The 14,029-nt window shown below is 38.7% G+C and carries 17 protein-coding genes and 1 tRNA gene; 1 reads left to right on the plus strand and 17 read right to left on the minus strand.

All coding sequences use genetic code 11. The features are described 5' to 3' along the window. Positions 1–2: 2 nt before the first annotated feature. The 12 genes from ACOXY8_RS04080 to ACOXY8_RS04135 form a co-directional block, all read right to left on the minus strand. Entirely contained in the window at positions 3–578 is a 576-nt protein-coding gene (locus tag ACOXY8_RS04080) for an ExbD/TolR family protein (RefSeq protein ID WP_458330270.1), read from the minus strand. Next, a complete protein-coding gene (locus tag ACOXY8_RS04085) occupies positions 578–904 on the minus strand; it encodes a hypothetical protein (protein WP_458330271.1) in 327 nt (108 codons plus the stop codon). Before ACOXY8_RS04085 ends, ACOXY8_RS04080 begins: the two co-directional genes overlap by 1 nt. 27 nt (positions 905–931) lie before the next feature. Then, on the minus strand, positions 932–1,729 hold the full coding sequence (locus tag ACOXY8_RS04090; RefSeq protein WP_458330272.1) for a MotA/TolQ/ExbB proton channel family protein: 798 nt from the start codon (positions 1,727–1,729) through the stop codon (positions 932–934). Positions 1,730–1,818: 89 nt separating this feature from the next. Then, a tRNA-Ser gene (locus ACOXY8_RS04095) sits at positions 1,819–1,906 on the minus strand. A gap of 67 nt (positions 1,907–1,973) precedes the next feature. Beyond that, positions 1,974–3,104 carry an asparaginase gene (locus tag ACOXY8_RS04100; RefSeq protein WP_458330273.1) on the minus strand — a complete coding sequence of 377 codons (1,131 nt, stop codon included), beginning with the start codon at positions 3,102–3,104 and terminating at the stop codon, positions 1,974–1,976. Further along, positions 3,059–3,832 carry a TatD family hydrolase gene (locus ACOXY8_RS04105; protein WP_458330274.1) on the minus strand — a complete coding sequence of 258 codons (774 nt, stop codon included), beginning with the start codon at positions 3,830–3,832 and terminating at the stop codon, positions 3,059–3,061. Before ACOXY8_RS04105 ends, ACOXY8_RS04100 begins: the two co-directional genes overlap by 46 nt. Before the next feature lie 34 nt (positions 3,833–3,866). Further along, on the minus strand, positions 3,867–4,967 hold the full coding sequence (locus ACOXY8_RS04110; protein ID WP_458330275.1) for a glycosyltransferase: 1,101 nt from the start codon (positions 4,965–4,967) through the stop codon (positions 3,867–3,869). Further along, positions 4,964–5,560, minus strand: a complete 597-nt coding sequence (locus ACOXY8_RS04115; RefSeq protein WP_458330276.1) for a polysaccharide deacetylase family protein — start codon at positions 5,558–5,560, stop codon at positions 4,964–4,966. Before ACOXY8_RS04115 ends, ACOXY8_RS04110 begins: the two co-directional genes overlap by 4 nt. 32 nt (positions 5,561–5,592) lie before the next feature. Continuing rightward, the gene (locus ACOXY8_RS04120; protein ID WP_458330277.1) at positions 5,593–6,855 is read right to left on the minus strand and encodes a SpoIIE family protein phosphatase; all 1,263 of its coding nucleotides are present in this window, start codon (positions 6,853–6,855) and stop codon (positions 5,593–5,595) included. After that, positions 6,852–7,139, minus strand: a complete 288-nt coding sequence (locus ACOXY8_RS04125) for a hypothetical protein (protein WP_458330278.1) — start codon at positions 7,137–7,139, stop codon at positions 6,852–6,854. Before ACOXY8_RS04125 ends, ACOXY8_RS04120 begins: the two co-directional genes overlap by 4 nt. Next, a complete protein-coding gene (locus ACOXY8_RS04130) occupies positions 7,108–8,232 on the minus strand; it encodes a glycosyltransferase (RefSeq protein WP_458330279.1) in 1,125 nt (374 codons plus the stop codon). Before ACOXY8_RS04130 ends, ACOXY8_RS04125 begins: the two co-directional genes overlap by 32 nt. Positions 8,233–8,235: 3 nt before the next feature. Next, positions 8,236–9,240, minus strand: a complete 1,005-nt coding sequence (locus ACOXY8_RS04135) for a lysylphosphatidylglycerol synthase domain-containing protein (RefSeq protein ID WP_458330280.1) — start codon at positions 9,238–9,240, stop codon at positions 8,236–8,238. 2 nt (positions 9,241–9,242) lie between these two features. On the opposite strand from ACOXY8_RS04135, the gene ruvC reads away from it, so the two are divergent. Beyond that, complete coding sequence (gene ruvC / locus ACOXY8_RS04140) at positions 9,243–9,806, plus strand: crossover junction endodeoxyribonuclease RuvC (RefSeq protein ID WP_458330281.1); 564 nt, start codon at positions 9,243–9,245, stop codon at positions 9,804–9,806. Here the strand turns inward: ruvC and ACOXY8_RS04145 are convergent. From ACOXY8_RS04145 to rsmA, 5 genes are all read right to left on the minus strand, one after another. Further along, the gene (locus ACOXY8_RS04145) at positions 9,803–10,201 is read right to left on the minus strand and encodes an HIT family protein (RefSeq protein ID WP_458330282.1); all 399 of its coding nucleotides are present in this window, start codon (positions 10,199–10,201) and stop codon (positions 9,803–9,805) included. The two genes, ruvC and ACOXY8_RS04145, sit on opposite strands and share 4 nt — an antisense overlap. Positions 10,202–10,210: 9 nt before the next feature. Next, on the minus strand, positions 10,211–10,687 hold the full coding sequence (gene greA, locus ACOXY8_RS04150; RefSeq protein ID WP_458330585.1) for a transcription elongation factor GreA: 477 nt from the start codon (positions 10,685–10,687) through the stop codon (positions 10,211–10,213). A 233-nt stretch (positions 10,688–10,920) separates the two neighbouring features. Then, on the minus strand, positions 10,921–11,868 hold the full coding sequence (locus tag ACOXY8_RS04155; RefSeq protein ID WP_458330283.1) for an NAD(P)-dependent oxidoreductase: 948 nt from the start codon (positions 11,866–11,868) through the stop codon (positions 10,921–10,923). 5 nt (positions 11,869–11,873) lie between these two features. Further along, on the minus strand, positions 11,874–13,226 hold the full coding sequence (gene mgtE, locus ACOXY8_RS04160) for a magnesium transporter (protein ID WP_458330284.1): 1,353 nt from the start codon (positions 13,224–13,226) through the stop codon (positions 11,874–11,876). Continuing rightward, positions 13,223–14,005: a 16S rRNA (adenine(1518)-N(6)/adenine(1519)-N(6))-dimethyltransferase RsmA gene (gene rsmA, locus ACOXY8_RS04165; protein WP_458330285.1), complete on the minus strand. Its 783-nt coding sequence runs from the start codon at positions 14,003–14,005 to the stop codon at positions 13,223–13,225. Before rsmA ends, mgtE begins: the two co-directional genes overlap by 4 nt. Positions 14,006–14,029: the final 24 nt, after the last annotated feature.

Raw genomic sequence — 14,029 nt, forward strand, 5'->3', positions numbered from 1 at the left:
GATTAACTTCCTCCTGCTGTTTTAGTAGGTTCTGCAATTGAGATTTGTCTAGGAAAATCCTCTCTAGCTTGATCATACAAAGCTTTCTCTCTAGGATTGTTCAAATCAAGGTTTCTGAACTGATCAGGAGTTAGACCAACTTTTTCTGCATAACATTCATTGTATGCTGCTAAGATTATATCATACAATTGGATATAGACATCATAGCTTGTTCCCCTTTCTGGTTTAACGGAAACCACTGCATCCTTCGGGCTATCAGATAATGTTGGATCTTGCCCATTATTAGTAAGAAACCTCTTTATCGGATTTTTGAGAGTTGTAATATCGTCTGTGAAAGGCTCATCTTCCACCAATAATTGATCGTTGGAATTGATAAGAATTTTAAAGATGTTTCTTTGATTAAACTCAACTTCCGGTGGCGGTACATTCGGATCCTGTTTGGGCGGCAATATCAAAGGCAAGCCCTTGTCGGATGCGATAGTGGTAGTCACAAGAAAGAAAATCAAGAGAAGGAAGGCAATATCTGCCATCGACCCTGAGTTTATTTCTTGGCTTCCCTTATTTCTGCTTCTTGCCATTATTTAAATGCTTTTGATACTTCGGTATAAACAATTCCTAAAAGTGCTCCGAACAATAATATATACATCATTGTCATAATACCTCCAACCATTTTCGACAAGCTGGCGTCAACGCCTCTGTCAATATAAGTTGGAAGAACTTCGTCTCCTGAAATGCTGTACGCTATAAAGAATACAACAAGAAGAGCAACAACACCAATACCTGCCTTTAAGAGTTCCTTAGGATTACTAAAGGACTGGATCAGTGGAAGTAATACAGCTGCAGCCGCACCAACGATAATTAGTACGTAAGTTATATAAAGTGCTGGACCTATAAATGATTCCATGAATACGATTAATTTAGATGGTGAATATTACTTCTTTGTAAGATTGTATCTTACTAGGATGTCAACAAGGGAGATAGATGCATCTTCCATTGAGTTAACCAACCCATCAATTTTAGAAACAAGGTAGTTGTAGAATAACTGAAGAATTACCGCAACAATCAAACCAGCAACTGTTGTCAAAAGGGCGATTTTAATACCACGTGCTACAAGAGCAGGAGATATATCACCAGCAGCTTCAATTGAATCGAAGGCTTCGATCATACCGATTACAGTACCCATGAAACCAAGCATTGGAGCTAGGGAGATCATAAGTGAAATCCATACAAGACCTTTTTCAAGACGTCCCATTTCTACAGAGCCGTAAGCAATGATTGACTTCTCAACCATTTCGATGCCCTCAGACATTCTCATAAGACCTTGCGTAAAGATAGAAGCAACTGGGCCTCTTGTTCCTTTAGTAACGTCTTTTGCTTTTTCAACTCCACCTGATTCAAGAGCTTCTTCAACTCTTGCTAACAACTTCTTAGTATTAGTAGTCGCTAAGTTCAATGTGATGATTCTTTCGATGGAGATTGCAAGACCTAGGATCAAACATACAAGTACGATACCCATGAACTGCCATCCACCTTCAATAAATTTTTCTTTTACAACTTGATGGAAACCGAGTTCTTCGGTAGCGACTTCGTCAGCCATTGCATCTTGTAACATAGTGGCATCGATAAACGCCAGTTCAGCGCTTGCATTGGCAACATCTGCCGAAGCTACTGATGAGAAACCGAAAGCTAATATTCCGGTCAAAGTGATTAAGGCAAGTAACTTTTTCATAGTTTAAGTTTTAGTAGACTGCTTTAAGGTTTAAAGGTTCTAAATTTAGAGATTTCAAAATTCAAATGAAACTAATATTTCAATTTGTGCGGAGAGAGAGGGATTCGAACCCTCGATACCCTTTAGAGGTATACACACTTTCCAGGCGTGCTCCTTCAACCACTCGGACACCTCTCCGTTTTTCATCTTTCGAATGAAACGGAACAAATAAATTACAAATTTACTCGCAATGCAAGTACTTAGTTTATTTTAGGTGAGAATCATTTACAGACATCTCCCCTGCAATAGGAATTTGTAAGCTTTTCTTCACCATTTCAATGTCCGAATATTTCCCAAATAAATACATCATTTTAGTGATAGCTGCTTCTGCGGAAATATCCATTCCGCTTAGCACTCCCATCTTTTCTAATGCACTACTCGTTTCGTATTTCCCTTGTAATACATGCCCTCCATTACATTGAGACACGTTGAAAATAATTATCCCACGGTCTATTGCCCTTTTCAAACATGCTAAGAACCAAGGATATGTAGGCGTATTGCCAGAACCAAAAGTTTCTAAAACTAAACCCTTCAATCCTTTTGTATTTAATACTGCATTTACAAACTCTTCATTGATTCCTGGAAATATTTTCAGCAAGGCAACATTAGAACTAATTTGATTTTGAACCCGCAATTTTGGCTTGTTTTCTACTTGTTTTAAAGCGGAAAAATTATACTCAATTTTTATTCCTGCTTCAGCTAAATTAGGGTAATTTTCAGACTCAAAAGCATCGAAATGGGTACTTTGAACTTTCTTTGAACGGTTGCCACGAAGCAAAATATGGTTAAAAAAAATACAAACTTCTTTTACCAATGGTTGCCCATCAGCAGTTTTTTCGGCTGAAATCTCTAAAGCTGTCGCCAAATTCTCCCTTGCATCGGTTCTTGCCATCTCAATTGGCAGCTGCGCACCCGTAAAAATCACAGGTTTGGAAAGTCCTTCGAGCATAAAACTTAATGCCGAAGCACTATATGCCATGGTATCTGTACCATGAATTATTATAAACCCATCGTAACTATCGTAATTATGATCGATAATATAAGCTATATTTTGCCAATGACTTGGCAACACATTACTTGAATCAATCGGTTCTGGAAAAGAAATTACTGTCAATCGAAGGTTTAGAAATTCTAGGGACGGGATTTTCTCGACTACTTTACCAAAGTTAAATGGAATAAGTGAGCCATTTTCATCGTAAGACATTCCCAAAGTACCACCTGTGTAGATGATCAATATGGATCCACTATCGGCACCAATTGCTTGAGTACGAATATTTACAATCTTATAATTTAAGCCTGGTATAGCCTTTTGGCGTTTTCGGTTGTTGTCCGGCATATTTCTTCTAAACTACAATTGAACACTTCAGCTAACTTCTCGGCAACAAAAGCTGTGTATGCACTTTCATTCCTTTTGCCTCTATAAGGAACAGGCGCAAGGTATGGGCTATCCGTTTCCAATACTATCTTACTCAAACCAACCTCCCGCAATATTTCTGGCAAATTGGTGTTTTTAAAAGTCAGCACTCCACCAATACCGAGATAAAAGCCCATTTCCATTATCTTTTTTGCTTGTACCGCATCACCTCCAAAGCAATGAAATACCCCATGAAAACTGTGCTTTTTCAATTCATCCTCTATCAACTCGATAGTTTCGTCTGTTGCATCTCGTGTGTGCAAAATTATGGGCTTTTGCCATTTTGCAGCCCAAGCACATTGTATCCTTAGCGCTGCTTTCTGTTGTTCGAAAAAGGTTTTATCCCAATACAAATCTATCCCGGCTTCTCCTATTGCCACAAAATCTCTTTTATGGAGCCAATTTTCCATTTCAGCTAATACTTTCTCAAAGTTTTCATCTACATGACTGGGGTGCAGACCCATAGCTGCATGGAAAAAGATTGGATCACGCTCCTCTAATCGAAGCATTGGCTCGATAGATTCTAAGTCAATATTAGGCAAATAAATATCGGTAAGTCCTGCTTCTTTCGCACGGCCAATTACCAAATCTATGTCTTCTTGAAACTGCTTATGATATAAGTGCGAATGTGTATCTATTATTGGATTCATCAGAAAATTCTCAAATTATACAATGCTACATGCCTCAATATTTGCGGCCTTTCCAAACCACCGAAGTTGGCATTATATAGAAAAACATCAAAGATAAGGATAAGCATGCCGAATAAAACTCAAATAGCCATAAACTCCACCAAGGAGTATCTACAGATATACTATTGCCTACTTTTCTGATGAAAATAGATTGGGAGAAAATTTTGAATCCTAATATCAAAGCGGCCAATCCAAGGTTCTGAAAAGCTACAATGATAATAAATGGGAAAAATAAAGCTTGAATCAATAAGGTAAGTACCATAATAAATGGCAGCTGCACTGCGCCAGTCATCCAGCGTTTGCGTTGGTGAAGCAGTTCACCGAGCGAGGTAATTGCATTTGTGTAGCCCGTGATTTCCATTTGCATCAGGTTAATGGTTTTACCTCCCGCTTCTACCACTTTGCGAAAAAGCTGAAAATCCTCTGTGATGCTAAATGGCAATTGATGATAGCCGCCTGTTTGCTCGTATGCCGCTTTACTTATCAGCATATTATTACCCATACTTGTAATTGGCGTACCTAAGTCGCTCACCACTTTCACCATTCCCAACGCCAGCATCCAATCGATCCGCTGCATAGAGGCAAAAAATGAATTCCCTCGGACTACGGTCATTCCTGTAACTACATCAAAACCCTCCACAGCTTTGACAACCATGCATTTTGTCCAAGAATTTGGCTGCACTACATCTGCATCTGTAATGAGGAAATACTCACCATTAGCTATTTGTGCCAGTTGAGCCAACACATTTGATTTACCTTTGGCAGTACCCAGCTGCGTGGTGATATTTAAAATTTTTAAGTTTGGAAAATGCCCTTTAAGTTCGTTGAGGATTTTCAAGGTATCATCTTCAGAAGCATCATTTCCTACCAAGATTTCCATCTTATCCGCAGGATAATCTTGCGCAAGCATGGACTCAATACATTGCCTGATGTTTTTCTCTTCATTCCTGGCTGCAATTAAAATGGATATTTGAGGGAATGAAGAAATTTGAGTGAAAAATTTAGTGGGATTTGATTTCCAAAGAAAAATCAAAACCAAATCCAATGTAGCGGTAATGCATACAGTGATGATGGCAAAATATAGCAAGGCAGTCATAGCGGGAGGAATGAAAAGCCATGAGCCAAAAAATGATTGATGTAGCGTGGTAAGGCAGTTTGCAATCTTTCAGCAGCTTTTATATTATCGTGAAACACCACTATGGAACCAGCTTCACTAGCTTTAATACTTTCTGCTAGGCATTTATCGGCACTTAAGCTAAGATCGAAATCTCCACTCAATACATCCCACATATATATGTTATAATGTGTTAGATTTTTGATTTGTGCTTTGGTGATTTTCCCATAAGGAGGGCGCATCATCAATTGCCAATCGGGTAAAAACTGCTGAATTAGCTCAGTCGTCTTTTCCACATTATCTACATACTCAGATGTACTGTGGTTCCAGCCATTTAAGTGATTGTGGGTATGGTTTCCAATGCTATGCCCATCACTTATTATCTGTTCAAAAATGCTTGGATGTTTATTGATATTTTCTCCTACACAGAAAAATGTAGCTTTCACTCCGGCTTTCTGAAGTGTGTCGAGCACAAAAGGTGTGAGCTCGGGAATTGGTCCATCGTCGAATGTGAGGTAAATTACTTTTTCATTTCCATTCATTCTCCAAGTTAGCGAAGGATAAATTTTCCTCAACCAAAAAGGTGTCTTATGAAAATAAGCGGGAATCATAATTCATCCTCTGTAGTACTCACACGGCATGAAAGAATGGTTAAATCATCGTGATAGGCCAAATTGCCTTTGAAAAGCTGAATTTCATGCAGCAAACCTTCATGCAATTGATCTAAACTTACCGAAGCATTTTCAGAAATATACTTTTCAATTCGCTCAATACCATACTGCTCATCATTCACATTCATGGCTTCTGTGAGGCCGTCGGTATAAGTGAAAATCAAGAAATTATCTACATTTTCAATTTTTACCGACTCGATAAATGGCAAAGGATCGAAGAATCCTAAAATAGTAGTGCCCGCTTCCAGCATCTCAGATTTCATATCTCCATTAATCAATATTGGTGGATTGTGCCCGGCATTTACATAGCTCAATTCCTTAGTATTTGGATCAAACAGAGCAATAAAAACAGTGATAAAATGCTCGCCTTTTGCATTTTGTTTAATCTGGAAATTGAGTTCGCGAACCATATCTTCCAAATCGATAGCTCGACGAGCCAGCGTTCTAAGCGACGCTTGAAAATTGGACATTAAAAGAGCTGCTGGGATCCCTTTGCCTGAAACATCGGCTATGCAAATAAGAAACCTGCCGTCATCCAATGGGATATAATCATAGTAGTCGCCACCAACTGTCTCGTGAGGCAAATAGCTCGCAAAACATTGTACAATTCCTGAGCTCGGCAAAAAATCCGGGAAGAGATAGTTCTGCACATTACGCGCAATTTCCAGTTCCTTTCGAAGTGATTCTCGCAATGCTTGTTGTATGGTTTCCTTGCGAGCCAGCTTTTTATTCTCAATGGCCACCATAATTACATTGGCAAGCGTCTGCACAAATTCCAGAATTTCCTGTGGCTTATCATTTTTTGCTCCATTGTCTTTTAACTCAATGAAGATAATTGCAAGCGGCTTTTTCTTATGAAGCACAGGTATGGCGAATCTAAATTCTTTATCGAAACAGCTTTCTGCATCTGAATTTAATTCAGCAATTTTATCAAGCTTATCAAATCGAGCTTTGAGTTCGGTAAGATCGGGTTCATGATCCAGTCCATGCTTCACTTTGCAGTCCCAGTCCTCATTTTCATCTCGAATGCACAAGCAGAGCTTTTGGATATTCAAATTAGCCAATAAGGTGAATTGAAATATCTTAAAAAGGTCATTTTCCGGTAAATTTTGGTTTATAGCCTGCGTAATCTCTAAAAGCGATTTAAGCTCGAGATGCACAATTTCAATCTTCTTATTAGTACTCTGTAATATATTCATCGACCGTTATGGGCAAGTAAACCTTGCTTTGTAGCTAGGTAGTGATATTTGCGAAACGCATTTTCCAAATCAATTTCTCTCGAAGGCAATTCTTCACTTTTGGCATTCATGCATTTGATCCAGTCTTTGCGAAACAATGTAATGAGTGATGTGTAAAGTCTATCTTCCGTCCAGCCCAGAGCGCGCTTCAACTCATCAAATGAAGTCACAAAATAGAGCTCATCCAACAAATCAAATTCATCGGAGGTCATATTATCGACGAAAAACTCTTCCTTTCCACTCATATTTCCCAAAATTAGCAAGCAATCCAAAGAAAACCACATAGAAGGAGTATATAAGTTCTAAAAGGAGAAAATTAAAAAATTTAATACGATGGCCGAAAAACTCGGTGATGTCCTTCAGAAATAACCAATTGGTAAAAATTCTTAATACAAAAGCTGCCAATATGATATCGGTTTGTGCTTGACCAAAAAAGAGAAAAGCCAAGCTCAGTATCCAAAGAAAATGATAGACGAAAATAGAAGCTGCTAATTTGGAAGCATCTTTATTTTTGTACTGTCCCCATTTACCAGCCCAGCGCCTTCGCTGCTGAATAAACTCACGCAAACTAGCGGGTGGATTGGTACGAACAATAGCCTCAGGATTCTTCAAGAATCTGACACCTTCGCCATCCAAAGCAAATATCTTATGCATAAGGAACTCATCATCGCCTGAAGCAATATGCTCTGTGCCTGCAAATCCTCCCGCCTGTTCAAAGCTGCTTTTGCGGTAAGCTAGATTTGCGCCATTGCACATATTGGGTGATTTCAAATGCATAGATGCCGCACCTGTTCCTACTAATGATGCGAACTCAATTATTTGAAAATTCCTCCACACCGATTCTCCCTCATGAAATGTAACTGGTCCGCTTAGCATTTTCACCTTTTTATCAGAAAACTCCATAGCTATAGTTTGCAGCCATAAATCATTTACTCTGCAATCGGCATCTGTGGTTAAAATAATATCACCCGTACTAACTTTGATCCCTTCAGCAATAGCTCTCTTTTTTGGACTTCCTGTTGTCGGTTCATCAAGGGGAATGAGTTTAATAAGCTGTGAAAACTGAGTAGAATAAGCCTCTACAACAGATCTACTATTATCTGTAGAGGCATCGTCAATTACCAAGACTTCGAAATTGGAATAGTTTTGCTTAAGTAAATCTTGAAGGAGCTTTTCAATATTTCCTTCCTCATTGCGCATTGGTACAATCACAGAAAATCGACTTTTCAATTCAAGGCCTGCATCTGGAAATTTGATGGGTATGTCGTGCCAAGCATTTCTCAGTTTCAATACCCAATAGGCATAAATCAAACTCGCTATTAATATGATCCAAGCCATAAATTATCTGTTGGTTCTAATGGTTTTCATGCTAAATACGAAAGTGGTTCCTACAATAGTGGGTATCAAAATATTGACGATCCATACGAACAAGCTGGCAGAGATAATGAGCAATGGATCCACGCCTGTAGTATCGAAAAATAAAAGTGCTGAGAATTCTCTCACTCCCAAATCGCTCAGAAAATTAAATGCAGGGATTACTGATTTCGCTAGAAATATAAATCCAATGCCCATGCTTAAAATCTCAATTGGCAGATCGACATTAAATAGTAGAAGTACAATTAGAAACTGAGCAGAAAAAATCAAATAGCGAAGTAGAGAAATGGCGAGTAACTGTAGGGAATCTTTAGACGAAAAATGTGTGAGCACTTCCATAAATGAGTACCACTTAAATTGACTCAAAAATATCCCAAGCCATGAAGAAATGTTTCCAATATAAATAATGCATAAAGGCGTAATAATAGCAAAAACAACGCACAAGAATAAAAACAGATTATCTGCTCCCGGTGTGATATTTCCTGAATTGCTGAGTAAATAAAAGAAACCTGGAAGACCAAAAATCAAGGTTATAGCCAATTGAGCACCCCGAGAAAGAAGAATTCCGCCTAAAGCCTTTTCACGATTTTTTTCTTCCATTTGCCAGATCCTGCCTGCATAGTCTCCCCAGCTATGTGGCGTGACGAAGCCCAGCGAAAGTCCGGTAAGTACTCCCTTTAGTGCCTGCCAAATACTCAATTTTTCAATCTTAGCTGCGACTACTTTCCATTTCCATGCTTCTGCTAGCCAATTGGCGAGCATCAACAAAAGGATGAAGGCGATAATCCAAATTGAGCCACGATTAAAGACACTTTGCAGTTCGCTCCAAGTATTTTCAAATGAAACAGATTGCTCTTCTAATTTCATATAAATAAATAGCGCTACAGCAACAAGAGTGGCAATTCTGATCGCAATATTGATAAAGCGAAAAACCTTTTCTTTTCTGTACGGTGCTATCTGTTTAAATTGCATCGATGCAAAATAAGAATAAAGTAGGAGGAAAGATTATACTTGGGGTGGATCCTGGCACCACAGTAATGGGATACGGCATCATCGAAGTGGAAGGTAGAGAGCTGAAATTATTACAATTCGGTGTGATTCAACTAAGTAAATACACTGTCCACGAATTGAAGCTCAAAAAGATTTTTGAAAGAATTACCAGTTTAATTGAAGAATACTTGCCCGACGAAGTCGCTCTCGAAGCGCCATTTTATGGAAAGAATGTGCAATCCATGTTGAAATTGGGCAGAGCGCAGGGAGTTGCAATGGCTGCTGCATTGGCTAGGGAAATACCAATTACAGAATATGCTCCTCGTAAAATTAAGCAGTCAGTCACTGGTAATGGTAATGCATCCAAAGAACAAGTTGCGGCGATGCTTAAAAATATCTTCAAGTTTGATGATGCTCCCAAATTGCTTGATGCTACGGATGCTTTGGCTGTAGCAGTTTGTCATTATTATAATGGTGGTATAAAACAAAAAGGCCAGTCCACATGGAAGGCCTTTCTCAAAGATAATCCGGATCGTTTTAAGGTTTAAAACGAAATCTCTTTTCTAATTTTATCGCCAGTGGCAGCCAATTCTTCTTGGCTAGGCTTTAGTTTAGCTCTTGTAAAATTAATGTCGTTCATGGTTTGCAATGGCACCAAATGCACATGCGTGTGTGGCACTTCTAAGCCAATTACTGCAACTCCAATTCGTTTGCATGGAATTGCTTTTTTCAAGCTTTTTGCCACCTTTTTAGCAAACAGCATCAGGCCTGTATAAGTATCATCTTCAATATCGAAAATGTAATCAACCTCCCGTTTTGGCACCACAAGCACGTGACCTTCAACCAATGGCATGATATCCAAAAAGGCAATGAAATTATCATCCTCAGCTACAATCTGCCCAGGAATTTCTCTATTGATTATTTTCGTGAATATAGATGCCATAATAGATAATTAAGATAAGCTAATATCTAGAATTTCGAATTCAACTTTTCCAGCTGGGGCTTGAATCTCAGCCGTTTCACCTACTTTCTTTCCAAGCAAGCCTTTTCCAATTGGCGACTTTACTGAAATCTTACCTGCTTTTAAATCAGCTTCTTCCTCAGAAACAAGCATATATGATACTTGCATGCCATTTTTCTTGTTCTTGATTTTAACTGTACTCAAGACAGAAACTTTTGATGTGTCAATTTGAGATTCGTCAATCAACCTCGCATTACCTACCACTTCTTCAAGCTTAGAAATTTTCAATTCAAGTAAGCCCTGTGCGTCTTTTGCTGCATCATATTCGGCATTTTCACTCAAATCTCCCTTATCTCTAGCTTCTGCAATTTGCTTGGAGATATCTGCTCTACCTTTAGTTTTTAGAAATTGGAGTTCGTCTTTAATTTTTTTAAGACCTTCCTCTGTGTAATAAGATACTGACATAATATGTACGTATTTAAAATTTTATTGAGCCCTTGCTCTGTATTATCAAATTATATTGTGAAATCAACAGGTTACCCTTCGGCCTTAAAAAACAAAAGAACGGCATCCGATGGAAACCGTTTCTCGTAGGTGGGCGTTATCTGTGATTTTACGTTCTTTTATTAACTAAAGTTGTACTGGCAATCCTTTATGTTAAAAGCTTTTGCAAAGGTACTATTTTGTCCTGTAAAGAAAAATTATTCGTTCTCAGTTCTATACAGTGAGTGAATTTTGTCAACCAAAACCAAATTAATCTTTTCGTAAGATTCGAAAGTCCATCCGCCAACGTGTGGAGTGAATAAAACCTTACCTGTTGCTTTCAGTGCATTGAGTGTTTCTGCTTCTTCTATGGATAACTCGTCCAATTTTTCATTTTCCAGTACATCCAAGGCAGCTCCTCTTACTTTTCCTTCATTTATGGCCTTTAGCAAATCCTTAAGCGGCAATACTTCTCCTCTGCTAGTATTTATTAAAAAGATGGGTTTGGAAAAAGTAGATAGAAATTCATAATTCACCATGCTCTTGGTTTCGGGTGTTAAAGGAACATGAATGCTTAAAATATCAGATTCCTCGAAAATAGCAGAAAGATCTACCATTTGCGCCAATGAGGTTTTAAGGTCTGCTTTATATTTATCGTAGGCTATGATGCGGGAGGTAAAGCCTTGCAACTTTTTAGCAAAGGATTGACCCATATTGCCAAAACCTATCAGCCCGATGGTTTTGCCCATAATTTCATAGCCACGATTAGCCTCACGATCCCATTTACCTTCCATTATCTGCTGATGAGCTATATGGATTTTATTGAGCATACACAGTAGCATGCCCACTGCATGTTCTCCAAGCGCATCTCTATTGCCTTCGGGTGCATTCAGCAAAGTGATATTTCGCTGCACCAAAGTTTCCGGTTCAATCTGATCTATACCTGCGCCAGCTCGTGCAATAAATTCTAGATTTACAGCCTTATCAATAAGCTCCTTACCAATAGTCATCTTAGATCGCACGACCAATCCATGATACTTTGGGATAATTTCAAACACCTCTTTTTTGGAGATAGAGGGAACCAAATCCACTTCAAAACCACGCTCAATTAGCATCGGCTCAATGCCAGGATGCATTTTATCAATTATTAAAATTCTTTTCTTCATAGATATCAAAGCCCATATAATGCATGAGCAACGGAGAAGTAAACGAGTAGCCCGAGTAAATCGTTTGCCGTAGTAATAAATGGCCCTGAGGCTAAGGCAGGATTAATTCCAAATTTATCTAAAACGATTGGTGTGATTGTGCCCATAAAAGAAGCCAAAAGAACTACACTAAATAGGGCAATAGACACGACAAAACCCAAGCGAGCTTCGTGACCAATTAGCAAATTCACTCCCAAAACGAATAGTGCTAGTACTAGTCCATTCAATACAGCAACTGCTAAGCCTTTGAGCATTCTCTCTTTTGTGGTGCTATCGAAGATCGATTTGCTTGCAAGCGATTGTACGATAATGGATGAACTCTGAATACCAACATTACCACCTGTTGCAGTAATAAGAGGAATAAAAAAAGCTACGGCTGGGATGGCAATAATATCGGCTTCGAACAAGCCTATAAAACGAGCACCAAGCATACCTCCACCCAAGCCTACCATTAACCAAGGCAATCTTGCTTTTGTAAGCATCCACACTGAATCGCTCTCCTCCACATCAGCAGAGATACCCGCCATGATTTGTCTTTCTTCATCGGCCAATTCCTGCATCACATCCACCACGTCATCAATGGTAATTCTACCAACAAGTTTTCCTTTTACATTTACTACGGGAATAGCTTCAAAATCATACCTTCGCATAATTTCCGCAACCTCCCGTTGATCTACATGCGTTTCGGTACTTATAACATTGGGATCGTAGATATCAGCAATTTTGGTTTTGTCATCGGCCAAAATGATTTTCTTAAGGCCAACTCTACCCAATAGTCGATTGGAATTATCTACTACATATACGGAGTAAATTTTCTCAACATTTTCGGCTTGTCTGCGAATTTCTTCAATACACTGAACTACGGTCCAGTTGAGGTTGGCTTTTATTAATTCCTTTGCCATCAAACCACCCGCACAGTCTTCCGGATAGTGGAGTAGTTCTTTGATATTCGAAGCAATTTCTGCGTCCTCTAATACACCAATTATTTCCTCCCGCTGCTGTACGTTGAGTTCATTTAGTATATCAACCGCGTCATCAGAATCGAGATATTCTATAAAGCGAGCGATTTCATTGCTAGAAAAATGCTTCAGGAATTTAATCCTTGTATCATCTTCCAAATCGCTGATGATTCTAGCACCACGCTCTTTATCTAATAAGTCTACGACAAATTTGGAGTCCTCCGAATCAAATTCGTAAAGCAAGGTGCTGATATCCGCATGGTTCACATCCTCCAGCGACTCCACTATAAAAGCGGAATCCTGCGAAGTGATAGCTTCTTGCAGCAACTCTACGTATTCTTTGGACAATTCAAATTTCATAGGCTTCTAAATTTTTCGATGTCTTTGGTAAGCGTAATAAAATCCTCCACACTCAACTGCTCGGCTCTTTTTTGCAAAATTGGCATTTCTGCCATTTCGGTAGGCAAATTTAGGCTTTTCAGTGCATTCCGCAATGTTTTTCGTCTTTGTTGATAGCCCGATTTTACCACACTTTTGAAAAGTGATTCATCGCAGTCTAGGGTTTTACGATCGTTTCTTTGTAAGCGAATTACACCCGATTGCACTTTCGGTGGCGGATTAAAAACGCTTGGATCGACGCTAAAAAGATATTCACAATCGTACCAAACTTGCAATAGAATACTTAAAATGCCGATATCCTTTTTACCGGGTTTAGCACAAATTCTCTCAGCTACCTCTTTCTGCAACATGCCAACTACTTGCGGGATATCATCTCGGTATTCTAGTATCCGAAAAAATATTTGCGAAGATATATTGTATGGAAAATTTCCAATTATTGAAAGTGGCGAACTTATAGTTTTGAGCAAATGAAATTGAAGAAAATCACCTTCAATTATCCGATCTTCCAAAGCCGGAAAATGTTTCTGCAAATAGGGAATAGACTCTCTATCTAGCTCAATGAGGTATAATTCTTCCTCCCGCTTCATTAGATATTTGGTGAGCACACCCATTCCTGGACCTATTTCCAATACCTTTTTGTATTGGTCATTAGGTAGCAAACTATCTACTATTTTCTTGGCAATTCCTTCATCTTTCAAAAAATGTTGACCAAGGAACTTTTTTGGTTTTACAGAGGTCATTTTAAATCTTCTTATTATTGCAGA

This window comes from Peijinzhouia sedimentorum (assembly GCF_049340005.1).
Classification (GTDB): Bacteria; Bacteroidota; Bacteroidia; order Cytophagales; family Cyclobacteriaceae; genus CAXBDP01.

What these genes read in the sequence shown, in the direction of transcription:
- ACOXY8_RS04100 (WP_458330273.1), bottom strand. Translation starts at nt 3,104, where the DNA reads ATGCCGGACAACAACCGAAAACGCCAAAAGGCTATACCAGGCTTAAAT.
- ACOXY8_RS04125 (WP_458330278.1), bottom strand. Translation starts at nt 7,139, where the DNA reads ATGAGTGGAAAGGAAGAGTTTTTCGTCGATAATATGACCTCCGATGAA.
- ACOXY8_RS04110 (WP_458330275.1), bottom strand. Translation starts at nt 4,967, where the DNA reads ATGACTGCCTTGCTATATTTTGCCATCATCACTGTATGCATTACCGCT.
- ACOXY8_RS04145 (WP_458330282.1), bottom strand. Translation starts at nt 10,201, where the DNA reads ATGGCATCTATATTCACGAAAATAATCAATAGAGAAATTCCTGGGCAG.
- ACOXY8_RS04130 (WP_458330279.1), bottom strand. Translation starts at nt 8,232, where the DNA reads ATGGCTTGGATCATATTAATAGCGAGTTTGATTTATGCCTATTGGGTA.
- ruvC (WP_458330281.1), top strand. Translation starts at nt 9,243, where the DNA reads ATGCAAAATAAGAATAAAGTAGGAGGAAAGATTATACTTGGGGTGGAT.
- ACOXY8_RS04155 (WP_458330283.1), bottom strand. Translation starts at nt 11,868, where the DNA reads ATGAAGAAAAGAATTTTAATAATTGATAAAATGCATCCTGGCATTGAG.
- ACOXY8_RS04085 (WP_458330271.1), bottom strand. Translation starts at nt 904, where the DNA reads ATGGAATCATTTATAGGTCCAGCACTTTATATAACTTACGTACTAATT.
- ACOXY8_RS04090 (WP_458330272.1), bottom strand. Translation starts at nt 1,729, where the DNA reads ATGAAAAAGTTACTTGCCTTAATCACTTTGACCGGAATATTAGCTTTC.
- ACOXY8_RS04080 (WP_458330270.1), bottom strand. Translation starts at nt 578, where the DNA reads ATGGCAAGAAGCAGAAATAAGGGAAGCCAAGAAATAAACTCAGGGTCG.
- ACOXY8_RS04105 (WP_458330274.1), bottom strand. Translation starts at nt 3,832, where the DNA reads ATGAATCCAATAATAGATACACATTCGCACTTATATCATAAGCAGTTT.
- ACOXY8_RS04120 (WP_458330277.1), bottom strand. Translation starts at nt 6,855, where the DNA reads ATGAATATATTACAGAGTACTAATAAGAAGATTGAAATTGTGCATCTC.
- ACOXY8_RS04135 (WP_458330280.1), bottom strand. Translation starts at nt 9,240, where the DNA reads ATGCAATTTAAACAGATAGCACCGTACAGAAAAGAAAAGGTTTTTCGC.
- rsmA (WP_458330285.1), bottom strand. Translation starts at nt 14,005, where the DNA reads ATGACCTCTGTAAAACCAAAAAAGTTCCTTGGTCAACATTTTTTGAAA.
- mgtE (WP_458330284.1), bottom strand. Translation starts at nt 13,226, where the DNA reads ATGAAATTTGAATTGTCCAAAGAATACGTAGAGTTGCTGCAAGAAGCT.